Origin of the sequence: Paenibacillus sp. RC73, assembly GCF_044908085.1 — a bacterium.
GTDB classification, from domain to species: domain Bacteria; phylum Bacillota; class Bacilli; order Paenibacillales; family Paenibacillaceae; genus Paenibacillus; species Paenibacillus terrae_A.
This window is the reverse complement of sequence record NZ_JBIYCV010000001.1, coordinates 24,417-48,693: the sequence shown is the minus strand read 5'-3', so window position 1 is coordinate 48,693 and position 24,277 is coordinate 24,417. Positions and strand designations below refer to the sequence as shown.

Annotated in this window: 29 protein-coding genes and 1 pseudogene; 25 read left to right on the top strand and 5 right to left on the bottom strand. The window is 46.3% G+C overall.

What is annotated here, in order from left to right; genetic code table 11:
- Positions 1-105: 105 nt before the first annotated feature.
- From ABH897_RS00265 to ABH897_RS00240, 6 genes are all read left to right on the top strand, one after another.
- Positions 106-573 carry a MarR family winged helix-turn-helix transcriptional regulator gene (locus ABH897_RS00265; RefSeq protein ID WP_404519111.1) on the top strand — a complete coding sequence of 156 codons (468 nt, stop codon included), beginning with the start codon at positions 106-108 and terminating at the stop codon, positions 571-573.
- Between the two features lie 92 nt (positions 574-665).
- Positions 666-2,048: an MFS transporter gene (locus ABH897_RS00260; protein WP_404519109.1), complete on the top strand. Its 1,383-nt coding sequence runs from the start codon at positions 666-668 to the stop codon at positions 2,046-2,048.
- Positions 2,049-2,128: 80 nt separating this feature from the next.
- On the top strand, positions 2,129-2,698 hold the full coding sequence (locus ABH897_RS00255; RefSeq protein WP_404519107.1) for a hypothetical protein: 570 nt from the start codon (positions 2,129-2,131) through the stop codon (positions 2,696-2,698).
- A gap of 68 nt (positions 2,699-2,766) precedes the next feature.
- Positions 2,767-2,916: a 50S ribosomal protein L33 gene (gene rpmG, locus ABH897_RS00250; RefSeq protein ID WP_007430271.1), complete on the top strand. Its 150-nt coding sequence runs from the start codon at positions 2,767-2,769 to the stop codon at positions 2,914-2,916.
- A 93-nt stretch (positions 2,917-3,009) separates the two neighbouring features.
- Positions 3,010-3,477 carry a hypothetical protein gene (locus ABH897_RS00245; protein ID WP_404519104.1) on the top strand — a complete coding sequence of 156 codons (468 nt, stop codon included), beginning with the start codon at positions 3,010-3,012 and terminating at the stop codon, positions 3,475-3,477.
- A gap of 22 nt (positions 3,478-3,499) precedes the next feature.
- Positions 3,500-3,742 (top strand): type B 50S ribosomal protein L31, encoded by a 243-nt coding sequence (locus ABH897_RS00240; protein ID WP_014281334.1) that lies wholly within the window; start codon positions 3,500-3,502, stop codon positions 3,740-3,742.
- A 112-nt stretch (positions 3,743-3,854) separates the two neighbouring features.
- On the opposite strand, the gene ABH897_RS00235 is transcribed toward ABH897_RS00240, so the two are convergent.
- The 3 genes from ABH897_RS00235 to ABH897_RS00225 are packed head-to-tail and all read right to left on the bottom strand — an operon-like array spanning position 3,855 to position 6,970.
- Complete coding sequence (locus ABH897_RS00235; protein WP_404519102.1) at positions 3,855-4,964, bottom strand: CobW family GTP-binding protein; 1,110 nt, start codon at positions 4,962-4,964, stop codon at positions 3,855-3,857.
- Positions 4,965-4,982: 18 nt separating this feature from the next.
- The gene (locus ABH897_RS00230; RefSeq protein WP_404519100.1) at positions 4,983-5,960 is read right to left on the bottom strand and encodes a TIGR03943 family putative permease subunit; all 978 of its coding nucleotides are present in this window, start codon (positions 5,958-5,960) and stop codon (positions 4,983-4,985) included.
- An 8-nt stretch (positions 5,961-5,968) separates the two neighbouring features.
- Positions 5,969-6,970 carry a permease gene (locus tag ABH897_RS00225; RefSeq protein ID WP_404519099.1) on the bottom strand — a complete coding sequence of 334 codons (1,002 nt, stop codon included), beginning with the start codon at positions 6,968-6,970 and terminating at the stop codon, positions 5,969-5,971.
- A 257-nt stretch (positions 6,971-7,227) separates the two neighbouring features.
- Between ABH897_RS00225 and ABH897_RS00220 the strand changes: the two genes are divergently transcribed.
- The 7 genes from ABH897_RS00220 to ABH897_RS00190 all read left to right on the top strand — a co-directional run bounded on the left by ABH897_RS00220 (position 7,228) and on the right by ABH897_RS00190 (position 14,021).
- Positions 7,228-8,283: a CobW family GTP-binding protein gene (locus ABH897_RS00220; protein ID WP_404519098.1), complete on the top strand. Its 1,056-nt coding sequence runs from the start codon at positions 7,228-7,230 to the stop codon at positions 8,281-8,283.
- The gene (locus ABH897_RS00215; RefSeq protein WP_283655808.1) at positions 8,280-9,392 is read left to right on the top strand and encodes a FecCD family ABC transporter permease; all 1,113 of its coding nucleotides are present in this window, start codon (positions 8,280-8,282) and stop codon (positions 9,390-9,392) included. Before ABH897_RS00220 ends, ABH897_RS00215 begins: the two co-directional genes overlap by 4 nt.
- Positions 9,389-10,177, top strand: coding sequence for an ABC transporter ATP-binding protein (locus ABH897_RS00210; protein WP_283655809.1), 789 nt, complete (start codon positions 9,389-9,391; stop codon positions 10,175-10,177). The genes ABH897_RS00215 and ABH897_RS00210 overlap by 4 nt, the downstream gene beginning before the upstream one ends.
- A 60-nt stretch (positions 10,178-10,237) precedes the next feature.
- The gene (locus tag ABH897_RS00205; protein WP_404590892.1) at positions 10,238-11,257 is read left to right on the top strand and encodes an ABC transporter substrate-binding protein; all 1,020 of its coding nucleotides are present in this window, start codon (positions 10,238-10,240) and stop codon (positions 11,255-11,257) included.
- 216 nt (positions 11,258-11,473) lie between these two features.
- Positions 11,474-12,181 (top strand): metal ABC transporter ATP-binding protein, encoded by a 708-nt coding sequence (locus ABH897_RS00200; RefSeq protein ID WP_025685519.1) that lies wholly within the window; start codon positions 11,474-11,476, stop codon positions 12,179-12,181.
- Positions 12,127-12,975, top strand: coding sequence for a metal ABC transporter permease (locus ABH897_RS00195; protein WP_014281343.1), 849 nt, complete (start codon positions 12,127-12,129; stop codon positions 12,973-12,975). The genes ABH897_RS00200 and ABH897_RS00195 overlap by 55 nt, the downstream gene beginning before the upstream one ends.
- Positions 12,976-13,025: 50 nt before the next feature.
- Positions 13,026-14,021: a metal ABC transporter substrate-binding protein gene (locus ABH897_RS00190; protein ID WP_283655811.1), complete on the top strand. Its 996-nt coding sequence runs from the start codon at positions 13,026-13,028 to the stop codon at positions 14,019-14,021.
- A gap of 403 nt (positions 14,022-14,424) precedes the next feature.
- Here ABH897_RS00190 and ABH897_RS00185 read toward each other — a convergent pair whose 3' ends face one another.
- The gene (locus ABH897_RS00185) at positions 14,425-14,676 is read right to left on the bottom strand and encodes a helix-turn-helix domain-containing protein (RefSeq protein WP_283655812.1); all 252 of its coding nucleotides are present in this window, start codon (positions 14,674-14,676) and stop codon (positions 14,425-14,427) included.
- A gap of 238 nt (positions 14,677-14,914) precedes the next feature.
- On the opposite strand from ABH897_RS00185, the gene ABH897_RS00180 reads away from it, so the two are divergent.
- The 5 genes from ABH897_RS00180 to ABH897_RS00160 all read left to right on the top strand — a co-directional run bounded on the left by ABH897_RS00180 (position 14,915) and on the right by ABH897_RS00160 (position 18,535).
- Positions 14,915-15,199, top strand: a complete 285-nt coding sequence (locus ABH897_RS00180; protein WP_283655813.1) for a hypothetical protein — start codon at positions 14,915-14,917, stop codon at positions 15,197-15,199.
- Between the two features lie 442 nt (positions 15,200-15,641).
- A complete protein-coding gene (locus ABH897_RS00175; protein WP_283655814.1) occupies positions 15,642-16,004 on the top strand; it encodes a response regulator in 363 nt (120 codons plus the stop codon).
- A 157-nt stretch (positions 16,005-16,161) separates the two neighbouring features.
- On the top strand, positions 16,162-16,650 hold the full coding sequence (locus ABH897_RS00170) for a hypothetical protein (RefSeq protein ID WP_404519304.1): 489 nt from the start codon (positions 16,162-16,164) through the stop codon (positions 16,648-16,650).
- A gap of 428 nt (positions 16,651-17,078) precedes the next feature.
- On the top strand, positions 17,079-17,447 hold the full coding sequence (gene tnpA, locus ABH897_RS00165; RefSeq protein ID WP_404519302.1) for an IS200/IS605 family transposase: 369 nt from the start codon (positions 17,079-17,081) through the stop codon (positions 17,445-17,447).
- A complete protein-coding gene (locus tag ABH897_RS00160) occupies positions 17,447-18,535 on the top strand; it encodes an RNA-guided endonuclease InsQ/TnpB family protein (protein WP_404519094.1) in 1,089 nt (362 codons plus the stop codon). The genes tnpA and ABH897_RS00160 overlap by 1 nt, the downstream gene beginning before the upstream one ends.
- Before the next feature lie 45 nt (positions 18,536-18,580).
- On the opposite strand, the gene ABH897_RS00155 is transcribed toward ABH897_RS00160, so the two are convergent.
- Positions 18,581-19,456, bottom strand: a complete 876-nt coding sequence (locus ABH897_RS00155; protein ID WP_404519093.1) for a hypothetical protein — start codon at positions 19,454-19,456, stop codon at positions 18,581-18,583.
- A gap of 339 nt (positions 19,457-19,795) precedes the next feature.
- Between ABH897_RS00155 and ABH897_RS00150 the strand changes: the two genes are divergently transcribed.
- The 7 genes and pseudogenes from ABH897_RS00150 (at position 19,796) to ABH897_RS00120 (ending at position 24,252) form a co-directional block, all read left to right on the top strand.
- Positions 19,796-19,990, top strand: coding sequence for a hypothetical protein (locus ABH897_RS00150; protein WP_014281351.1), 195 nt, complete (start codon positions 19,796-19,798; stop codon positions 19,988-19,990).
- Between the two features lie 12 nt (positions 19,991-20,002).
- A complete protein-coding gene (locus tag ABH897_RS00145) occupies positions 20,003-20,338 on the top strand; it encodes a YolD-like family protein (RefSeq protein WP_283655816.1) in 336 nt (111 codons plus the stop codon).
- Positions 20,339-20,375: 37 nt separating this feature from the next.
- Positions 20,376-20,720 (top strand): cupin domain-containing protein, encoded by a 345-nt coding sequence (locus ABH897_RS00140; protein ID WP_283655817.1) that lies wholly within the window; start codon positions 20,376-20,378, stop codon positions 20,718-20,720.
- An 81-nt stretch (positions 20,721-20,801) separates the two neighbouring features.
- Positions 20,802-21,128: a hypothetical protein gene (locus ABH897_RS00135; RefSeq protein WP_404590890.1), complete on the top strand. Its 327-nt coding sequence runs from the start codon at positions 20,802-20,804 to the stop codon at positions 21,126-21,128.
- Positions 21,088-21,189: pseudogene (locus tag ABH897_RS00130) on the top strand (GTP cyclohydrolase FolE2); the annotation flags it as partial. The gene ABH897_RS00135 and the pseudogene ABH897_RS00130, both read left to right, overlap by 41 nt.
- A 177-nt stretch (positions 21,190-21,366) precedes the next feature.
- Entirely contained in the window at positions 21,367-22,770 is a 1,404-nt protein-coding gene (locus ABH897_RS00125; RefSeq protein ID WP_404591200.1) for a diaminobutyrate--2-oxoglutarate transaminase, read from the top strand.
- 12 nt (positions 22,771-22,782) lie between these two features.
- Complete coding sequence (locus ABH897_RS00120) at positions 22,783-24,252, top strand: MDR family MFS transporter (protein ID WP_404519091.1); 1,470 nt, start codon at positions 22,783-22,785, stop codon at positions 24,250-24,252.
- Positions 24,253-24,277: the final 25 nt, after the last annotated feature.

The window sequence follows — 24,277 nt, the reverse complement described above, 5'->3', positions numbered from 1 at the left end:
ATCACTTTTAATTTTCCGAAGGTATTGACACTAGATAGGCGACTGTTTAAGATTAGTTGGAATTCAAACCATTAAAATTCAATGATTGTGGAGGTTAGTACCGAGATGGGAAGTGAAGTATATCCCGTTTGTCTCCCCTGGGAGGAAGAGAGCACGATGTATTTAATTAAATGGATTTTTACAACAGTCCGGCGCGAGATTGAGACGGCGTTGCGTCCTTTGGGGCTTACCTCCCCGCAATCGCAGACGCTTTATATACTGGCAATGTCGCCTGGAGTGACCAATACGGATTTGGAAAAGCTGCTGCTTATTGATAAATCAAGCGTCACCAGCCTGGTGAACGGGATCGTTAAGAAAAACTGGGCAGTACGCAAAAGTCATCCGCAAGATGCGCGTATGAAGCAGATTTATTTGACTGAGGAAGGTTTGAAAATTCACAAGGTAGCTGAGCATACAGTTGAGCAGATTAAAAGCTCGGTAGGCGAAACCTTATCTGTGGGGGAGTCAGAGGCTCTTCGGGGTCTGTTGAAAAAAATACTTCACAATTACCGCCCTGCGAACGCCCGCGTTTGAACGGATATATAGAGAAATTTGCCCGGATAGGGGTATTCAAAAGCTGAGTTATTGCAGCCTAGATAGATTTTACAGGAGAGGGAAGAGACCGGATGATAAAAGAACAAACTTATCCCAATGCGGATAAGCTTATGCGTGTGTTGGCCTTCACACTTGTTTTTTCAGTGATGAACGCCTTTATGTTTAATGTAGTTATGCCTGTGATTCGTGAGGAGTTTCATATTAGTGCTTCCGATGTGAGCTGGCTGTTGACCGGCTATATGATTGTGTATGCGGTTGGCTCCGTGACTTATGGAAAGCTGGCGGATAAATACCGTCTCAAGGATTTACTGACGTTTGGGATTATATTTTTTGCATTAGGTTCGCTTATTGGTCTGTTTGCCAATCAATTTTGGATGCTGATTGTAGCCCGTCTGCTTCAGGCCGCAGGGGCTGCTGTTATTCCGGCGACAGCTATGATCATTCCTGTCCGCTATTTCTCTGCTGAAAAAAGAGGACGCGCCTTGGGCATTACTGCAATCGGATTGGCACTGGGTACGGCGCTGGCTCCGATTATTTCCGGTTTGATTACAGGCTTTGCAAGCTGGCGCTTTTTGTTCGTTATTTCCATGCTGCCGCTTATCGCCTTGCCATTCTTTCGCAAATATTTGGACGACCAGCGTGGAGAGAATCAAAAATTTGATTTTCTTGGTGGATTGCTGCTGGGCGGAACGGTGGCCTTCTTACTGCTTTCCATTTCGCAAAGCAATATTATATTTTTTCTGGTCGGTATTGTGCTGTTTGCGCTGTTTATATGGCGGATTACTACCGCTAAAGATCCATTCATTCAGCCCAAGCTGTTCAGAAACAAGCAATATTCCTACGGATTGTTTATAGCCTTTTTGGGAGCAGGGGTCAGCTTTGGGCTGCCGTACCTGGCGCCGCAGTTTCTGAACAGTCTCAATCAGCTTACGCCTGCAACAATTGGATTGATTATGTTTCCGGCTGCTATTGCGTCGGCGTTGCTTGGTAAAAGCGGTGGGCGCTTGGCCGATAGCAAAGGAAATTCATTTCTAGTCTATACGGCAGTTACGCTTATGTTTATCTGCTTTGTCAGCTTGTCTACCTTTGTGGGCGCGTCTCCGTATCTCATTTTATTTTTGCTCATTTTCGGCAACGTAGGTCAAACCTTTATGCAGATTGCCATGTCTAACACGATTTCCCGTACCTTGTCGAGGGATCAGATTGGTGTTGGAATGGGGCTGCTGTCTCTGCTGAATTTTATTTCCGGTGCAGTGACGACCAGTATTTTGGGTAAAACGCTAGATACCTCGTCTACCTTTCATCTGAATCCTGTCGTAACCAACGTGCAGGTGTTCAATTTTAGCAATATATTTACGGTTCTTGCGCTGATTGCGCTCGCAACCATGGGACTTTACGCCTTGCAGTTTCGCCGGGGCTCACGCCACAATACGACTGCTGCCCAGCAAGGATAAACATTTTATGCAAACTCATGCCAAAACAAGGGTATAATATAGAAGGAAAAGTTCATCTACGGAAGGATGGAGTGTCCGGCATGACAAGAAACCTTCAATATATGCCCTATGGCTATGAGCCTCCAGTCGAGACGCATAAAGGGACTATGATCTATTATGATACGTTTGAACAGGTTACAGCTCGAGAGCTGGATATTTTTGCTGAAACGGGAGCTGCGTTATCCTTTAAAAAGCTGGTACTGTACCCTTTACATGAGGAAACAGTCAGAAGAATGTGGAAGCAGCCGGTTCGCTCTTATTATAAGCGGGTGGACGACCTTGGGGAGTGGCAGCGGGAGCAGGCTTTGAGTGCTGTCGTAATCGAGAGCTGGGAAGGTAAACGCAAAAAGTATACGCCGATTGAAGCAGCAATCCGTTTTCTGGCAGAAAAATATACTCCCCCGCTTTTTCTGTATATGAGTCCTGAAACTGCAAATTTGTGTGCATCCTATGCATCGTTTGATGAATGGATCAGAAACGTCAGATTGGTGCTTTCGACCGAATCATCAGAACTTCATCCGAAGCTGGCACAGTACCGTAATCGCTGGAATACAGTAGAAGAAGCGATAAACTGTCAGTCAAAGGTTGACAAAGAGCACCATGAATTATAAAATAGAACTAATCGTAAAAATTACTATTGTAATTGAATACCATGTATTCCATTTAAGGAGGAAGAGAAATGCGCGTAATTGTTACCTTGGCATGCACCGAATCTGGTGACCGCAACTATACAACAACCAAGAACAAAAGAAATCATCCGGAGCGTCTTGAAATGAAAAAATACTCTCCGCGTCTGAAAAAGTATACGATTCATCGTGAAACTAGATAATGTAGGTTTGCTACATAGCAACCTGAATTGTTTTGCGTCCTGAACGAAGCTTGAAATCTAATGAATATAGGGCTTCATGAAAGGAGCCATGGCATGGTCTCTCCACTTCATGATGAAGAAATCGTGTTAAGTTTGCAAAAGCCTGCGTTATGGAACCGGCGAAAACTTGAATTAGTCCAGTGGATAGAGCGTCCAAAGATAAAGCTTACGCCTAAGCGAATAGCTTTTTTTCATGGCTGTACGATAGATGCGGAGCTGCACGGTACGCTTTGCCTTTTGAATCGAAAGCACGTGGCAACCGAGTTCTCCTGTGCTGGTGTCAGCATTTGGGACGAGCCGGAGGACCATTCACTATATGCTTATATAACGATGAAGGCTGACGAAAGATCCGGAGCGTTCATGCAATGGGCGATGCGATATATGCGGCATCGTTTGCTTGTCGTTTACGAACCTGAGCGCAACCGTTACGATCTGTCGTCTTTTTTTCTGGGACATAACCGTTCCTTTTGCCAACTGATGGAGTATTACGCCAGTACATTTGAGTTTGAACCAATAAAATGATATGAAAGCTTAGGTGAATAATATGAAAAAAGATCTTCATCCAACATTGAACAAAGTTATCTTTTTGGACCCTAGCTGTGGATTCTCTTTCCTGAGTGCTTCCACTAAGTATTCCCAAGAAACGATGGAATGGGAAGACGGCAACACATACCCGGTTATCCGTGTAGATACCAGCTCCGCTTCTCACCCGTTCTTCACTGGTAAACAAAGAAACGTGGATATCGGTGGACGTGTGGATCGCTTTAACAAAAAATATAACCTTTAGAACAAGACGAGCGTTATGTTCACGGATTATACAAATAATTCGTGAACATCGCTTTTTAAAAACACCTCCTGCATCTGCAGGAGGTGTTTTTGTCTTAATCCAGACATGCCATTTAAAGTGAAATAAAGCACTGCTCCCATTGATCAGCAATGGATGCTTTGTCCAGATGCTCCCCAATGAGCGTGACGTACCCCTGACTCACGGGGAGTGCAGTGGGTTGCCAATCCAAATGACTTCCTGAATATTGCAAAAGCATTGTACCTTCGTGTGGAAGCACGCAATAGCCTTTCGCCCGAAGCAGCGAGGAACCGAGCCCGGTCAGGAAGCTTTCCAATCGTTGCTTTTCCAATGGCTGTGGAGAATATTGATGCAGCGTTAAGCTCTCCAGACGGGAAAACGAATGGGGCTGGTTTGGATCGTAGCTGTGGCTATGACTGTGCGCAGAAATAACTTTGAATGCTGTACTTCTGGAGATACTGCCGGGTCGTTCGATACTTTTTGCGGAAATAGGGGCGGACGATGCGGCTGCATCGGTTCGCTGAGCCTGTGCTGATTCAGGTTGAGGTACCTGTACAGGTTTTGCGGCAACGGATACGGAGGCCAGAACAGGCTCCAGCAGTGGTTCAAGGTCAACCCGACTATACTCAGCGGTTTGCAGCTTGGCCGTATCGTTGAGCTTGCGGATGCTCTTGACGACCTTCGTCACTTCACGGGCACTTGCCGCATCCGTCTTGTTCACTACAATGAAGTCGGCGGTGCGAAGCTGCCCGTGCAGAGTCCGAACCAGCTCCTTGTCCGCGGTGAAGCGGCTATTGTATTCATGAAAAAGCTCAGCGTCCACAACACTGATGCTGTGAGCCAGATAAAGCCGATCCGCCAGCAGCGGGGAGCGAAGCTCTTCCAGCACTTGCTCAGGGTTAGCTACCCCTGTGGTTTCCATAAAGATCAGATCCGGCTCCTGACTGAGCAGGGTGTGTAGAGCGCCTGCCAGCTCACTTCTTTTGCTGCAACAAATGCAGCCCTCCAGCAGTCCTTCCACCGATACGTCAGGCATTTCTTCAGAAATAATGGCGCCGTCTACATCATATTCACCCATTTCGTTCATTAATACAGCGGGACGGAGCGGAATTTGCCGGGTATGGGCCAGCAGGCGCAGAAGCAGTGTCGTTTTGCCACTGCCAAGAAAACCGCTGATTAAAATAACAGGAACCTTGTTCATCATTATTCCTCCTTGATAGGGTTAGTGTGTTGCATTCAATCGATCAAAGGTGGCTACCGAATCTGCCTGGGTATAAACATAAGGGGATTCCGGCTGTGCCACAGTGGTTATTTTCTTGGATCGAATTTCGAGTACGGGGGTATTGCCTTTCTGTGTGGCATGTAATGTGCCTTCAATGGTCACCCACGTATCCTTGTCAAAGGACGGGACCTTCTTGGATTGGACGATGATTCCGAATGGCATGGCATCAGCAGTACAGCACATGACAAGGAACCTTCCCACCGCAAATAGACCTTTGCCCGGCAGGCTGCCGTCTTTGTAGACAAAGCCAGTCACCTGCACCTTTTTTCCTTCAAAAGCGTGCTTATACAATTCGATGGCTCCAATGGTTTCGGAAAAAATCTCCGGTTTGATTTGTATGATCGGTTGCTGATATAGACGTTTCGCCAGCTCGGCAAATTCTACGTTGTACTTATCAGGCGGAACGAACAGCTTATCCAGTGTTTCCTGACTCCATTTTCCCCCTGGAGGGGGCGAAGATGGTGCAAGAGAGGTGGTTGATAAAATGGAGGAGGTCGGTGCTTTCGTGGTCTGTATATCTGTTTTGCGCCGGATCTCCGGGTTGGGATACGTGAAGGACATGCCTTTTTTGGCTGCCATATCACTGCCAAGTGCCTGATTGGGCAGCAGCGAACCGAATAGCAGCGGAATGAGCAGCATTCCATATACAAGCGTTTTTTTGAACCAGCTTTGCGGCAACGGATGCTCGCAATCACATAAATCCTCACCTTCTCGCTCCCCGGCTATGCCGTGCCATGCCATGGCCAGAGCGATAAACAGCAGGGGCACGGGACAAAGCAGGAGCAGCTTTTGCATTTGCGGAGCCAAGTAGTAATGAAGGGAATTCGAGCGGCTCAAGGTGATGATATACACAGCCAATCCAATCATGAGCAAGGAGCGCATGCCATACTGCCAGCGGATGCTAAAGGTTGAATTCACGTTCGTATTCACCTCCCCAATAACCATTCAGCAGCTATAGAACCCACCAGGACGAACGAAACAATGAGCAAGCACAGAACGGCGACAAATTTGGTGCGGAAGGTGCTTAGCAGCATAAGCGTACCTTTGAAATCCAGCATCGGGCCGAGTACAAGAAAGGATGCCAGCGGGCCCAGTGTAAAGGTATGCGAAAAAGCAGTAGCCACAAAGGCATCGGAGGTGGAACACAGGGACAGTACGTAGGCAAAACCCATCATAAAGGCGTACGAGCCAGCCGTTTCACCGCTTAACGAAAGCATTTCATCCCGTGGGATGAAGGTCTGGATGGAGGCTGTCAGCAACGCGCCGATAATGAGATATTTGCTCATATCCAAAAATTCGTCGCCAGCATGTACAAAAAAGTCCCGCCATGTGCGATTGTGGCGATGAGTCTGGTTGTTCTGCTTTGGCTGGTTAAAAGAGAGCAACGACCGTTTGAGCGGATGCACACGCACAAAGGCATACACGATCAGCCCAATGATCGCGGAAACGACTAAGGCCAGCCCCATTCGAACGGCAGTGACCTCGGGATGGGAAGGGAAAGCCATTATCGTCGCAGCCAGCACCACAGGATTGATAATCGGCCCGCTTAAAATAAAGGTGATGCCCATATAGGCAGGCATTCCCTTGAGCATCAATTGGCGAACGACAGGGATCATGCCGCATTCACAGATGGGAAACAGCAGACCCAGCAAAGAGGCCAGCAGGACACCCGGCACAGGATGCGCAGGCGCTATTTTGCGAATCCATGTTTCCGGTACGAGCCATTGTAAAAGGGATGAGACGAGTACACCGATTAGGAGAAACGGGACAGCTTCCAGAAAGATGCCCATAAATACCGTTTTTAACGGTTGCAGTTGACTCATATCTAACGAACGAAGCCATCGGGGAGATAGCGTAACAAGCACAGGGATGAGAAAGGCAAACGGAATCATAAAAGGCAGCATCTTCAACAGCGTACTGGTTTTCATTCCACGGCTCCTTGGAAATAAGGGTTCTTATCTACATCCTATGCGTGTAATGGGACAAACATGCCCGCTGGTAGCGTCTGGAGTACTCCTTTATGGACAAGTTCAAGCGTGGTCATCTATATAATTGTGTTCTTTAATTGGACAATGTGACTGTGTTAATTAGTAAATATTACGATTAAACTTCAACAAACGATTGCAAGAAGGAAATTTTTACGGTACGATCCTTATTAAAACGTTGTAAAGACAAGGAGGATTTTATGATACCGATTGTTGTTTTATCCGGATTTCTGGGCAGCGGTAAAACAACTCTTCTTCAGCATGCGCTGGCTTACTATAAAGGGCAGGGACTCAAGCCGGCTATTTTGATGAATGAGTTGGGCGATGTTAATTTGGACGGCAGTCTTGTGAACGGCCAGGCTCCCACGAAGGAAATGCTTAGTGGCTGCATATGCTGTACCATTCGCGGAGATTTGGGCGTTGAGCTGATGAACCTTGCCGAGGAATATAACCCGGACGTGATTATTGTAGAATGTACCGGAGTGGCTAATCCGATGGAAATTGTAGATGCCGTGACAGATGCCTCTATCTATTCCTCTATGATCTTACAATCTGTTATTACGGTGGTGGATGCGCGTCAATTTTTGGATTTTGCCTCAGGTCACGAGAGAAACAAGTCGTATCGCCTGATGCAGGATCAGCTTCGATGCGCTTCCAAGCTGATTATTAACAAGACCGATTTATTGGCTGCGGGGGAGTTGCAGAAGGTACAGGCCCTCGTAAAAGAATTAAATCCGTATGCGCTGACGGTGAGCACGCAACGGAGCGACGTGGACGCGGATACTTTTTTCTCCATTCAGGGAGAGGATCGTATGGACGTTTCGCGGCAAAAGGAGTCCATAGCCGATAGCGGAAATGATCATTATCATTCGGAAAATCATCTACACGCTCATGATCATGGAGACCATCACCATCATGACCATGACCACGAACATGGAGAGCATTATCATTCCTACGACCATGTAGTTGTTCACACGCATTTCTTTGGACAACCTGTGCCACGCTCCGAGTTTGAACAGTTGTTTCGCAGTTTGCCAGCTGAAATTTACCGAGCCAAAGGAATTGTGCGTTTTCTGGAATCAGAGGGTCAGATGATGTTCCAGTTTGCCTACCGGGAGTTGGAAATCATTCCGATTCGCCCGCAGAAGCCGGTGAATGATGTAGCTGTCGTCATGGGCGAAAATTTCTCTGCTTCCGAGATCGAAGAACGGTTGAGAAAGCTGGAAGCGGCCGAAGAACCGTTGACTGGTTTATGACCCCAGGAACTAGCGGCATTTATCCGTCAAAACATAATTCTCGCGCTAACGTAGCTGGAAAGCCTGCTTGGGGATTTACCACGATTTTGCTGCTGCTGACTGGAGGGTTGATGCTGTCGGTCACACTCGCCGTCATGCTTGGTCCCGTAGCAGTTGCACCGGGAACAGTATGGCGAATTGCGCTGTCCCATCTTCCCTGGCTGGATCAATGGATACCCGTGACATGGACGAAGCCGGAGCAATATATCGTTTGGGAAATCCGATTTCCGCGCGTGTTGCTAGGTGTCGTCGTAGGAGCAGGACTTGCTGTTACAGGTGCGGCTATTCAGGCCTTAATTCGTAATTCGTTAGCTGATCCCTATATTTTAGGAGTCTCGTCCGGGGCTTCGGTGACAGCGACGCTGGTGATTGTGTTTGGAGCTTTCGGATTCCTGGGCCGACTTGCGCTGCCTTTATCTGCTTTTATAGGTTCGCTTGCTGCGATGCTCATGGTATTCGCATTGGCTCGTGTGGCTGGACGCATATCGACGACTCGCTTGCTCCTGGCAGGGGTGGCGGTGTCCATGATGCTGTCGGCTGTGACCAACTTTATCGTCACTATGGCCCCGAATGAAAAAGGCATTCGTGACGCGATGTATTGGATGATGGGAAGTCTGGCAGGCGCTCAATGGGATACGCTTCTCATTCCAAGCCTCATTATAGCGGCTGGAACGGTTGTCCTGCTTACCCGATATCGATCGCTGAATGCTTTACTAACGGGTGAAGAGGCCGCCGTAACGCTCGGTGTGAACGTACAGGCGTTTCGTGTATTGCTGGTTGTCGTGGCTTCACTTTTAACCGGGGCAGTCGTATCGGTCAGTGGCTCGATTGGCTTTGTCGGGCTTATGATTCCGCATATCGTCAGGCTGATGGTGGGATCGGATCATCGACGTGTCCTGCCCGTCAGCTTGTTGGCGGGAGCTATCTTTGTCGTGTGGGCAGACGGATGTGCTCGGCTCGTGCTGGCTCCACAGGAGCTGCCGATTGGTATTGTGACGGCTGTGTGCGGAGGACCCTTCTTTGTATGGCTGCTGCGGCGCAGTTCTTATTCGTTTGGAGGCGAAAAATGAATATAGAAGTCGAACACGTGACCTTCAGTATTCACGATAAACGGCTGATCGACGGCATCTGCCTCCAGGTAAAAACGGGGGAACTGGTCGGACTGATCGGTCCGAACGGCAGCGGCAAATCGACGTTGCTCAAAAACATGTACCGTGTGCTAAAGCCTGACAGCGGTTTGGTTACGCTGGATGGCCGGGATATGCTAGAGATGAAGTACAAGGAAACGGCCCGGCAAATGGCTGTGGTGAGTCAGGATGCACCGCAAGCGTTTGATTTTTCAGTACGAGACATCGTCCTGATGGGTCGCCATCCACATAAGAAACTGCTGGAAGCAGACACTGCCGTCGATCATGAGCTGGTCGAGCAGGCGCTGGAGCGGGTAGGCATGGATGCTCAGGCGGATCAGGGCTTTGCCACCTTGTCCGGTGGTGAAAAGCAACGGGTACTGATTGCCAGAGCGTTGGCCGGACAGGCCAAATTTCTCATTTTGGATGAGCCGACGAATCATCTGGATATCCGGTATCAGCTGCAAATTCTGGATTTGGTCAAAGCGCTACAGGTAACCACACTGGCTGCGCTGCATGATTTGAATTTGGCGGCATTTTATTGTGACCTAATTTATGTATTAAAAGAGGGCAAGGTGGTAGCCTCTGGCATAACGGATGAGGTGCTTCAGCCCGACCTGCTGCGCGGTGTATTCGGGGTAGAGACAGAAATCTGCATTCATCCGAAAACCGGGAAGCCGAGTATTACCTTTTTACCGGATTCCCTCAGGAGCGGAGACAATCTATGACGTTAACAGAATGCAGCTATTGTCATTTTACCTATGATGAATGAAAAAGGAGCAGAGCATATGAAAAAACATAGAAAATCCGCAATATCGCTTGTCATGCTCGCATTGGCGGTGCTGTTGTTGTCAGCCTGCGGAGCTGGGAATACGGCTCATAAATCCGGTTCATCCGCAACTGAACAGCAGCCTGCTGCATCGCAATCGGCGACAAAGGAAGCATCCGTGGAGCTTGAAAATATGGGTGTTAAAATGGTATTTCCCGAAGCGCCCAAACGTGCGATTACACTAAATCAGCACGCGACGGAGGTTATGCTGGCGCTTGGACTGGAGTCCTCCATGGTGGGCACGGCCTACTTGGACGATAGCATTTTACCGGAATATAAAGCTCAATATGATAAAATCCCGGTGTTGGCCAAGCAGTACCCGTCCAAAGAGGTATTTATGGCTGCTGCGCCGGATTTTGCCTATGCGGGCTGGAAGAGTGCCTTTAACGACAAAAATCTCGGCTCTCGTGAGGAGCTTGCCAAACAGGACGTGACGACCTATGTACAGGAATCATCAAACAAGCCGGGTCCCACATTAGAAGACGTATATCAGGACATACTAAATATTGGACGTATTTTCCGGGTGGAGGATCGTGCGAAAAAGCTGGTAAGCAGTATCCGTGAACAAGTGGAATCCATTCAGACTCAGATCGGTACTGTAGAAAAAGCGCCAAAGGTATTTGTATATGACAGCGGCGAAGATAAGCCCTTTACGGCTGCCAACAACTATTTGACCTCGCTGATTAAAAGTGTGAAAGCTAAAAATATTTTTGATGATGTAGACAAAAGCTTTGCCGAGGTAAGCTGGGAAGAAGTTGTGAAGCGCAATCCTGACGTCATTGTGATTCTGGATTATGGAGATACCTCGCTGGAGGATAAAGAGAAGCTGCTGCTGAGCAAGCCGGCGCTCGCTGGTGTAGAAGCGATCAAAAACAAACGATTTGTAGTGCTGCCTCTGTCCGCAGCAGCTGAAGGCGTGCGTGCGCCGATCGCGCTGAAAACCTTGGCTTCCGGCCTGTACCCGGACAAAGTAAAGTAAACGAGCAAAAGACCTGCAAAACATTGACGAACCTTTCCTAAACTGTTAAACTTGCTAATGCGTAAAGGTTACGTTTATCAAACGCTTGTTTTTTTATTATCTAATCGTAATAATTACGGTAGATGGTTTAATGAGAATAAACGACCTGGAGAATCTGCGCGGAGGTATGTCGTTCAGATGGCTCCAGGCTTTTTAAAGGAAAGGGAGATTTGCGTCATGTTATTAGCCTCACTGGAACAAGTTACATTTGGCTACGGGGACGTTCCTAACCTGGTGGATGCCAATGTTGAAATTTTTTCTGGCGAATTTGTGGCCATTACCGGGCCAAATGGGGCTTCCAAATCGACAATGCTCAAATTGTTGCTCGGTTTGCTTCAACCTTGGAAGGGCAAGGTGTTTATGTCCGACCGCACAGGTGAGGGCAAGAAGCTTGTTGTTGGATTCGTATCGCAGCAAATTGCTGCTTTTAATGGCGGATTTCCAAGCACCATCCTGGAGTTTGTCCGTTCAGGAAGATACACTCATGGCTCGTGGTTGCGCCGTATGCGGCCGGAGGATCATGATCTGACAGAGCAGGCGCTTCGTCAGGTAGGCATGTGGGATTTGCGTCATCGTAAAATCGGCGAGCTGTCCGGTGGACAGAAGCAGCGTATCTGTGTGGCACGAGCGCTCGCGCAGGAATCGGATTTGCTCATTTTGGATGAGCCCACGACCGGAATGGATCAGGAAAGCCGCCATCACTTCTACGATCTGATGAATCAGCAGGTTAAGGAATATGGAAGAACCGTAGTCATGGTTACCCATGGACTATCGGAAGTGCAACATTATCTGGATCGTATTATTGAACTTGAGAGGAAGGAAGATGGCGGATGGAAATGCTGCACTACGACTTCATGCAGCGGGCATTTTGTGCCGGTGGGGTAATTGCACTGCTGGCCTCGGTGCTTGGAGTGTACCTGATGCTGCGGCGTCAGGCTCTGATGGCGGACATGCTATCGCATGTATCACTGGCAGGGGTGGCAGCGGGTGCCTATTTGGGCATTAATCCGACAATAACCGGTTTTATTGTAGCTATAATCGGAGCGATTATCGTTGAATACGTCCGCAGGTCTTATAAAACGTACAGCGAGATTTCTGTGGCAATTATTATGGTAGGCGGCCTGTCGACGGCTGTGATTCTAATGAACCTGAATCAGAGTATTAATAAAGGCTTTTCCGCTTATTTGTTCGGTTCAGTGGTGGCGGTCAATCAGACAGAGCTTATGTTGATGATCGCAGTCGCTGTGATCGGGGGTATTTTCTTTTTCGTATTTCGGCGTCCTTTGTATCAGATTACCTTTGATGAAGAAACGGCGAAGACAAACGGCCTTCCTGTCAAATCTATTTCATTTGCGTTTAGCATTTTGACAGGGATGATTGTAGCTGCTGCAATGCCGATTGTCGGTGTGTTGCTTGTCTCCTCACTGATTGTGCTACCGGCTGCATTGGCGATTCGAATTGCACCTAGCTTTGCCGCAGCCATCTGGATATCTATGGTGACCGCATTGATCGGGGTATTTTCGGGTTTAACTGCGTCGTATGAACTGAGTACACCCCCAGGGGGGACGATTGCCATGGTGCTGTTATTATTCCTGATCGTGGGAATCGGTATTCAAAAGCTGGTCCGCAAACTGGGTAAGCAGCAGGCTTCCCGGCAGAAGAATGCAGCACGCCAGTGAATGAAACAGTTCGTTTTCTGAAAAACCAAACAAATAAAGGAGTTATGAACATGAATACATGGTTCAAAAAATCATTCGTATTGTCTGCGGGACTGGCACTTATTTTGTCCGGCTGCGGAGCCAAATCTGATAATACAGCTACCAACACTCCCCAAACCGAGCCGAATCAGGCACAAACGACGGACAGCGGCAAAAAGCTGAAAGTGGTTACCACTTTTTATCCGATGTATGAGTTTACAAAGCAGGTCGCTGGAGATCATGCTGATGTAACCGCGCTGATTCCTGCTGGTGCGGAGCCGCATGACTGGGAGCCAAGCGCCAAAGATATGGCACAGGTGAAGGATGCCGACGTTTTTGTATATAACGGTATCGTCGAAGGCTGGGCAGAGCAGGCTTTGAGCAGTGCGTCTAACGACAAGCGTGTTGTGGTTGAAGCAAGTAAAGGGCTGAACCTGATGGAAGGTACTGCTGAGGAGGAAGAAGGAGAAGCACACGCTGAGGAAGGTCATAGTCACGATCATGTGCTGGATCCTCACGTATGGCTTGATCCGGTATTGGCCCAAAAGGAAGTAGAGTCCATTAAAGCGGGTCTTATCTCTGCAGATTCTGCGAACAAAGCAGATTATGAAAAAAATGCTGATGCTTACATCGCTAAATTGAAAGAGCTGGATACCGAGTTTAAAACAGGTCTGAAAGATGTAAAACGCAAAGACTTTATTACCCAGCATACTGCTTTTGGTTACTTGGCTAAGCAATACGGCCTGACCCAAGTGGCGATTTCCGGACTATCTCCGGAGCAAGAGCCTACACCGGACAAGCTGGCGGGCATTATCAAATTTGCCAAAGAGAATAATGTGAAAACGATTTTCTTTGAAACCCTTGTTGATCCAAAGGTCGCTGAGACCGTAGCTACTGAAATCGGTGCAAAAACCGATGTACTGAACCCACTCGAAGGACTGACGGATGAAGATAAACAGAAGAACCTCGATTACCTTGGCGTTATGAAAAACAACCTGGAGGCTTTGAAAAAGGCCCTGAATGAATAAGACTGTAAACTGACATTGGAACGACTCCAGTGTCAGTTTTTTATGTCTATATAAGCTGAACTCAAAAGTTACCTATCGTGCCACTGCGCATCTGGATGGTGCTTCCCATCGCCACCGCTTCGCTTGTACAGCACCATTCCAGCTACTTCGTTTTAATGTGCATCTTTCGAGTTTAAATTATAAATACACAATAATAAATAAATACCAAATAATGGACTATTACGATTTAATCGCGGAGTTAGCAGCCTGTCTGTATTTTTTACAAGCTTATCTAGACCTTGAATGTACTTTTGACAATCAGAGCCTTAGTAAAATCGTATTTTACAACTTTATTATTATATTTACTTAATTACTATAAGCAGTTATCTCTACATGTAGAGCATAAAAAAACGATCTATCTCCATTAGACAGGAGTGTGATCGTTTTTTTCGTTGCGTGGGATATATTCCAGAACATCGCTCAGGCTATGTCTCTGACCTGTAAGTTCTTCTAATGTGTCGAGAATATGACTTAATGTTTCCAAATCTATGCGTTTTGTCTTACCATCGCACATATCGTAAATTAAGTTCGGTCGAACTTTTGCTTCGCGAGCCAAGGCATTTTTTGTGATTCCTGCTTTGACCAATGTTTCTTCTAACTTTATGCTTATCGCCAAAAATAATCACCTCTTATCAATTATTTTACCCTGTTAGTAAGCATTATGAAATAATCATAATATTTATAAAAAATCTTTTTTTAACAAAAGGAATTATTAATTACATTTGCTCGGTTATAGGTTAAGTTTTGATCTGGTTAAATAAAATTTTTTAGAAAAGAGGAGAAGAACATGTCAGACATTGCTGTGCTTGAGAAGATTGTGATTGTTCATGTATGGGAAGAGGAAGATCTTGATTATGAAACGAGTGAGGCTTCTTATTAAGCCAGGCTATGCTGTGTATGTTCTAACTGGCGCTGTTCATTTGGCAAGAGTGGAGAGAATTTATCAAACGGGTTTGCATCGTTTTTACGTGGAGGATCGTAGCACTGCATCTATTCAATTAGCATCTTGTGTAACAGGAGATATACCTGTAAAGATACAAGAAATTGTTATGAAGCTATTGAGTAAAAATGCATTAGATTGGCTTACTTGTGATGTAATGCATGGTATGATAGGGGGTTTTGAATTTGAAACATTATAATATAGGCTACATATTCCAAAGTTAGAAATCCTAAAGAAATAGAAATTGTCAATCAAAACGGGTTCGTAAATTCACATGAAAAACGGAGTAGGCGGAATGGTGCTGTACAAGTGAAGCACCATCCGTTTGCGGAACGGCACGATAGGTAACTTTTAAGTCCTGCTTATATAGTGCAAAGGTTCCAGTGGATACCTAGTACTTTATGATCTTCACCCTACAGGAATAATTTACGTCATTATGAAAACCTGTTTTGAAAACTAATTCAATAGTATCTAGTTTAAAATTCCGTTTGTAATCCATTGGTAACGTTTTTATTTTTAACAGAATTTTTCTATTAACTTCGGATATTATTTCACCGATATTGAAACTGGATATGCATTTTGTTCAGCAGTCAGCATCTGAATGAAGAAGTATGATATATAAAACGACAGGAGAGATTACCTTGGCAACAATTATAGTCGTCGACGATTCTTTATTTATGCGATCTGTGCTTAAGGATATTTTTTTGGATTTGGGTCACTCTGTTATTGCGGAGGCGGAAAATGGGTATGACGCTGTTTTGAAGTACTCGAACCTTCGTCCAGATTTAATCACCATGGATATCAATATGCCCAAGATGGATGGACTTGAGGCTGTTGAAAAGATTATAGGGCTTGATCCTCATGCTAAAATTTTAATGTGTTCTGCTTTGGGTCAGCAAGAAGCGATTATCAAAGCATTTCAGGCAGGTGCAAAGGATTTCATTGTTAAACCATTTCAAATGGAGAGAGTTGTGAACGCAATCACAAAAATATTTGGTAGTTGATTGATCGGGTTAACCGTACCCATTCATGATGATGGCTGCAATCCATAAGTTGAACAAAAGAGCATCTCTATGACATAAGATTTTAATTTACATAAATATGAAGCACTTTGAAATGAGTAAGAAGGTTGTGATTTAAATGAATGTGGAGATGAATAGGATGAGTAATCGGGTTTTGTCTCAAAAGGTATTTATCGATGAACTGATCACCACGATTAGGAAGGGAGGGCTTGTCCCGGTAAGTTATGAACACCTCATTAGCGAGCAACGAGAAAGAATAGATGCTCTTAACAGTGAACTTACCGCGCGTATAGAGGGGGTGGAAACGGATTTAATTCCTAATGCGACATATTCCATCCCCTTTTCCAATGGTGACATTATTTTTCTTGCTCGTTACATTGTACTCATCGGGGACAACACCGAGGGTTACTTTGTTTTTTACAGAGCTGAAGAATGTGAAAGTCCGGAAGAGTATCATTTTATAACAAGCTCTTACCAGCTTCCGCATTTGTTGCCTGAATTATCTCTTATGCTAAAAGAACATAGCGCTAATGAGCCTGTTGATATCCTGACTTATTGGAATGGCCAAGCCTATCCATTGAAAAGCTTGAATAAAGAGGATATCAAGCTGTCCACCTACGAATTTTAATCCCGCACCAGCGGTTTAATTCTGGAGAAGTAAGGAGCCGTTGCCGCTTTGCGACAATCATTCTGCCCTCTTCGCCATTTTCAGTAAGCCTCATTTGGAGGAAAGACATTCTAGTCAATCTACTCGATTGTGGGTCAATGCACCTGTCAATCGGAACGTTAAATGGCAAGCCCCTTATCACTTGGAGGCTTGCCACTTTTCCAATGTTAAGAACTGTCCAACTTCGAGGGGGGGGAAATATTAAATTAGTTGTGGACGTACTGTACTATAAAAGGCCTTTATTATTATTTAGGACGAGCGGACTTTCATCTGCACTATCTGTAACTCCAAAATCATTGTATCTATTTGAGTCTCAACTTGGTTCTGGTAGACTATCTGTATGACAAAAGAAAATATAAAGTACGCTAGAACATACGTTTACAACGTCAATTATCACATCGTTTGGTCGGTTAAGTAACGCCGATCTGTACTGTCAGCAGAAAATTGAAGCCTACCTTAAAGAACTGTTCCAAGAAATTGCTCAAGAAAAAGAATTTGAAGTGGTCATGATGGAGGTTGGCGAAAAAGACCAAATTCATGTTTTTGCATCAGCAACGCTCCCAAATAGCTCCTTCCTATATTGTAAAAATGTTGAAAGGAATTTCTGCAAGAAAACTATTTCTGAGGTTCCCTCAATTAAAAAAAGATTATGGGGTGGACACCTCTGGAACAGCAGCTTTTTCATTGAAACCATTGGTTCTATCTCCGAACAAGCCATAAAGAAATACATCGAAAATCAAAAGAAAGGAGACGGCTAATGCAGAGAACCTATAAATTCCGTCTATATCCAACCAAAGAGGAGCAAGGGTACATTCATTTCGCGCTGGAACGTTGCCGTCTCCTCTATAATCGTTTGCTCGCCGAACGAATCGCTGCTTACGAGCAAACGGGGCAGAGTCTTACCTATTACGAGCAAAAAGCAACGTTGCCAGAGAGAAAACGGTACATACCTGAACTCAAAAACGTCCATTCCCAAGTCCTTCAAAATGTCGTTGAGCGGTTGGATAAGGCGTACCAAGCCTTTTTTCGCCGCGTCAAAAATGGCGAGAAAGCGGGCTTTCCGAGATTCAAGCCTGAAAGTCAGTACAACTCCTTTACCTACCCGCAGAGTGGGTTTTCCATAGAAGGAAAGCAACTTATGCTTTCCAAGATCGGTGATGTACGCATTCGACTTCATCGGCAGCCGCAAGGAACGATCAAGACGTGTACCATCATGGTTAAGAATGGCAAATATTACGCCTGTTTTTCTTGTGAAGTCGAAAGCAAACACCTTCCAGCATCAGAAAAGCAGATTGGCATTGACCTTGGCGTGTCCCAACTTGCGGTAACATCAGATGGCGAGAGAATAGAGTCACCGAAATTTCTTCGTAAAAGCGAAGAAAAGCTGAAACGAAAGCAACGTGCGGTCTCGAAGAAAAAGCGTGGTTCAAACCGCCGGCGTAAAGCTGTACGCGACCTAGCCAGACTCCATGAGAAAGTAGCAAATCAACGTAAGGATTACGCTCATAAAGAATCGCGAAAGTTGATCAATAAATATGGACTGATTGCCTTCGAGGACTTGAATATACAAGGGATGGTCAAGAACCATCATCTTGCCAAAAGCATTGCAGATAGCGGATGGAATCAACTTATTCAATTCGTGACGTACAAGGCTGAAAGCGCCGGTCGTCAGGTTGTGCAAGTGAATCCATCGGGCACATCGCAGCGATGCTCCAACTGCGGAGAAATCGTCAACAAAAAATCACTTGCTGTTCGTGTCCATCAATGTCCTTGCGGATACGTTGCAGATCGGGATGAAAATGCAGCTATTAATATATTGAAACTAGCCTTGCAGAACGTATCTTAATCTAACGCAATCAGGCTAGGAACTAGCCTTCAAGGAGGGACGAGGTTACGAGTCCTGATGATTTGAGAAGCTCTCCAATTCTTTGGAGAGAGGTTCACATGAATATTCGTTTACTTCGAATGTCACAATTTTATTGAATATTACATAGTCTTTGCGGCTGTTGAAAGGGCCCTTGTTATTGGTATGTCTATCAATGGCGAAGAAAGAAGCACCCCGTCCGGCATCTTTAGCGTCATACCACTGAATGAAAGAGGCTAGTTCCTTCTTGCTTATATCAAATTCTTTTTCAAGCCCGTTATCCATAGTCACAACCAGAATTGCACGGTCACCACTCGGCTGTGAGGGTTCGGACGGTTCAGAGGGCTCTGACGGTTCAGAAGGTTCAGAAGGTTCAGATGGTTCAGGAGTTGGCGCTACCTCGACAGGTTTAAAGGGAAGTAACGACCCATCAGTATCAATTGCATATATAAATAAATAGTTGGGTGTATTATTTACAAATTCAACAGAGTGTTCTCCCTGAGGCAAGTTTAATTTTTCGTACATGATTTTACGGGCTGCTACGTCACTTCCAGTCAAAGAAAAGTTATCAACCTTAACACCATCTATAATGACATCAATGCTGCTAGAACCAGACCACCAAGTGGTAGAAATTAATCTTAATTTAGTACCTTTAAAATTAAACTTTAGACTTGTTCCAGATTTTTGCCAGGGAGAAGTCCAGGTTATTGGGCCGGTATTATCACGAAACCAATTACCACCAAGATAGGTGATCTCGGGCGTATTCGCTTCATAACGAGACCATCCTTCTTCCGGTTTATTAAGGACATCCCCCGTAGCCGCGGCATATATGCTGTGGCTAGTACTAAAAAAGAGAACCATCATCCAAACCATCGTGAATAAAGTTAGCTTTACAAATTTCATAATCATTACACTCCTTTAAATTTTATTTTCTTACCAAGACTACAAAAAATGAAAAGTATTGTCTAAACATTAATGCCTATATTTATAAATAAATGTTTATAAAACCCATATATATTGGAGTTTGGAATATTCTACGTTCCAGGATATAGGCTTCAATGCTATGATGTTCTATTGCATATGGGCTGGAATTACGATTGGGAAGATCCACTTTTTGATGTCAAAGCGTGTTAAATAATCCCCTGAGAGCATCACATTCTCTTAGGGGATTATTTAACATTGATAATCAAACGCATGTTCGCATATAATACAAACAAACGTTCTGATAAGGAGTGAAGGAGCATGCTGGAAAAATACGTGGGACAGATCGTGGAAATCGTGTATATGGACCGGAAGGGCAAGCTGTCTCAGCGGCGCATTGAGGTGCATCGTGTGCGGAATGGTTTGATACGGGCCACCTGTTTACAGACAGGCCAGCCACGCGTTTTTCGATTAGATCAGGTACTGGCATGGCATCCGGTAACCAGAACAGCATAGGAGGCGTTTACGATGGGGAAAAAGCTTGAAGGGAACGGCATATGGGAAAGCTCTCGCATGATCTTGCCTGAGCATCGGGATGCATATTTGCGACTGATGAAGGAGCAGGGGAGACGCGGCAAGCCGACACTGGACGATCAGGAAATGCAGCAGATTGAGCAGGCGATCATCGTTTCCTATAACGAGCGGAAGCCCATTACGCTGCGGGTATTCAATCCATTTGATGACGAGGAGCTGTGCGGGTTTGTGACGGTGATTAACACGAGTCGGCGGGAAGTGAAGCTGTCCCGTGGGGAAGAGGATTTTAGCTGGATTAAGCTGGAGGAAATTATAAAGGCAGATATATGAGCATTATGAATCAGTAATGGTAAAAGGAGGGGTTCAGTTGAAAATAAGTAAAAACAATGCCGAACATTATATATGGGGAGACCAATGTGATGGTTGGCGTTTGGTGAAAAATAAGGATTTGAGTATTATTCATGAGCGTATGCCCGGGAATACACACGAGGTCAGACATTATCACCATCATGCACGCCAATTCTTCTTTATTTTATCAGGTACAGCCATACTTGAAGTGGATGGTGAACGAATCGAATTATGGTCTCAGGAAGGCTGTGAGGTTCCTCCTTTGGTCCCTCATCAAATGTTTAACGAAACGAATGAGGATGTTGAGTTTTTGGTGATCTCTCAGCCTGCGAGCAGCGGTGATCGGGTCCTGACTGAAAAATAATATTTCGGCAGACCTAATCAAGCGAAGTTTGACAAGTATTCATTAGTACCGAAGAAATGCTAACTTTGGCTACACATATTCATGCGAGCAAGGGGCTACGACATTTTATCCATTTGGTTGGGTTCAAAAGCCCTTTTGATGGATGAAAGGCAACAGAGCCCGACGATGATAGAGCTGGGAACGAATATGGCGAAGGAGCTTCGGGTCCATAAACCGTTGGGTTCGATTTCACCCGTTTGGCTATCCAACATACTGGGTACTCCACTTGGTCGAAAGCTGGGTATTCCGAATGAATCACTCGATTTTATCGTGGACGTGGACTACCCATTAGATGCAACGCGGCGGATTCACCATAAATCCGGACTGACTGGAGGCCGTTCGTGCCTTCGCGGTGGAGTGCCGAAATGAAGAATCTATCCATCTGCACGATGCTATAGCGAAAATCTCATATGAAAAACCGCGCTCCTGATTCTGTCAGGAAGAAATACCAAAGAACTACAGTGAAAATGGTCGAAATGACGATTTTCATTGTGGTTTTTTTATTCTATTTTAGGAATTAAAAACAGTTTTTGTCCAAATTCCGGTCTGAAATGTCCATGGAAACAGGATATTTATTCCATATAATAAGGAGGTGAATTAATTGAAAATGATTATCAATATCAAAGGAGCGATAGAGTTGCCAAAAGCTACTACTGCTATCTCGCAAAACACCCGTTATCTGGAGAGTCAGGCTGCACGGGAATCCAATGCCAGATCCTACCCCCGTCGTATCCCCATTGCCATCGCCGAAGCAGAGGGCATCCATGTCAAGGATATGGATGGAAAAATTTATTACGATTGCCTGGCCGGGGCCGGAACTTTAGCACTCGGTCATAATCATCCGGTGGTCATTGAGGCGATCAGGGAGCTGCTGAATCACAAGCGTCCGTTGCATACGCTCGATTTGACTACTCCGGTGAAGGAGCAATTTGTAGAAGAACTGTTCGCCAGTCTGCCTCCTGAATTTGCCCGTCAGGCGAAAATTCAATTTTGTGGCCCGACCGGGGGAGCTGCGGTGGAAGCTGCGATCAAGCTGGTCAAAACGGCTACGGGCCGCCGAAGCATTTTTTCCTTTCAGGGAGGTTATCATGGATCAACCCACGCTACGATGAGTCTCAGCGGTACTTTGGGGCAAAAAGAGCGAGTACAGGGCTTGATACCGGATGTTCATTTTATGCCCTATCCCTATGCGTATCGGTGCCCATTCGGAGTAGGTGGAGAGCAGACGCAGGCGCTTAGCAGTCGTTATATCGAAAATCTGCTGGATGATCCCGAGAGCGGGATCCTTACGCCATGTGCTTTTATTCTGGAGGTGGTTCAGGGGGAAGGCGGCTCTATTCCTGCGTCTGTGGAGTGGCTTCGGGAAATTCGCCGTATCACCAGGGAACGGGATATCCCGCTGATCATTGATGAAGTGCAGACCGGGCTTGGACGAACGGGGAAGCTGTTTGCTTTTGAACATGCGGACATTATTCCCGATGTGCTGGTCTTGTCCAAAGCGATCGGCGGCAGTCTGCCGCTGTCGGTTGTGATTTACAACGAAGCGCTGGATGTATGGAATCCCGGCGCGCATATTGGTACTTTTCGTGGCAATCAAATGGCCATGGCTGCCGGGCTTGCCACGCTGAAATATATCAAGGAGCACCGTATACCCGACCATGCTGCAGCCAGAGGCGAACAATTAATGGGACGTCTGAACGCCTTAAAGTACCAAACAGGCTGCATCGGAGATGTACGCGGCCGGGGGCTTATGATCGGGGTGGAAATTGTGGATGAACGACAGCCTGTAGATCAGTTAGGACATCATCCGGCCCATAAGCAGTTGGCCTCTCGAATACAGCAGGAATGCCTGAAACGTGGACTGATTTTGGAGGTGGGGGGAAGGCATTCCGCCGTGATGCGCTTTTTACCGCCGCTGATTGTGACGGAGCGCCAAATCGACGACATTTTCCTCATTTTTAATGAAGCGGTGCATGTGGCCTATGTCGGGTTGCAGCACGGTCATGGTTAAGCAGGCCGAGGGATGAACATACGTGCTGTGCCCGAGCGGTGGAAAGTCGTCATCACGGTGATGCTCGGCACCTTTACGGTTTTGCTGAATAACAGTTCGCTCAACCCGGCGATTCCGTCCTTCATTAAAGTATTTCATACGAACGCTGCTACGGCGAGCTGGCTCATCACTATTTTTCTAATCACGATGGGTATGACGATGCCTTTAACCGGATATCTGGCAGATCGTTTTGGAAAAAAGAAAGTATATCTGAGCGGACTTGCGCTCTTTGTCACAGGTTCCCTGCTCGGCTCGTTATCGTGGGGGCTTACCGCTGTCATCCTCTGTCGGGGACTGCAAGGGATGGCAGGCGGACTGATGATTCCGTTATCGCTGGCGCTGATTTTTGAAGCCTTTCCCAAGGAGGAACGCGGTAAGGTTACGGGAATCTGGGGGATTGCGATTATGGCGGCTCCGATGCTCGGACCTACGGTGGGAGGAATCGTGCTATCTCTAAGCAGCTGGCAGGTGCTTTTCCTCATAAATGTGCCAACCGGACTGCTGGGATTGCTGCTGGGGATGCGTTATTTAACAGCTGCATGTAGCAATCCGTCGCGCACCTTTGACAGCAGCGGATTTATAACGGTCACGTTGGGTGTGGGGTTGATTCTGTTTGCGCTGGGCAGAACAACGACCGCTGCGGATCTGATTGCCCCGCTACATATTCTACTGTTCCTTGCAGGCGCGGCTTTACTGGTTCTGTTTGTGCGAATGGAGCTGGTGAAGGAACAGCCATTGCTGAATGTGCACATTTTCAAAATACCGACCTACAGCTTGAGCGTCATCGTGGCGAGTGTACAGGCGATTGCGATGTTCGGCAGCATTTTTCTGGTTCCGATGCTGGTTCAATATGTGTATGGCTATGACGCCATGATGACAGGACTTGTGTTTTTGCCTTCCGCTATATGTACAGGGTGGTTTGTCACGATAGCAGGCAAGCAATTAGATCGCAAGGGGCCAAAAGGAATGATCAGCACGGGACTTATCATCACATGTGCCGCTACGGCGATGCTCGGTATGCTCCAGATGAATTCACCGCTGTGGATGATCTTCGTCCTCATGATGCTGCGGGGAATTGGGCTGGGTCTGTCGAATATGCCTGCCACAACGGCCGGGCTGAATGCGATTCCCGATGAGCTGGTAGCCCAAGGCTCGGCAATGAACAATGTGATGCGCAGACTGACCTCTTCGCTTGGAATGGTTGTGATTTCGATTTATTTTGAAGTTCGCAAGGCTCAGCTTCTGGCGGGGGGCTATTCGGTGGAAACAGGAACGCTGCAAGCGATCAGGGAGGGTTTTATCGGGATGAGTATATTGATTTTACTCACGATTCCCGCCGCTTTTTTCCTGAAGACGCCTGACTTCCTTCGTAAAAATGGAGCGCGTCGTACATCCAGTGATACCCCAGAAGCGAAAGCTTCTGCGGCTGCACCTAAGGTTTGAACAGGAAGGGAGAGAAAGAGTATAC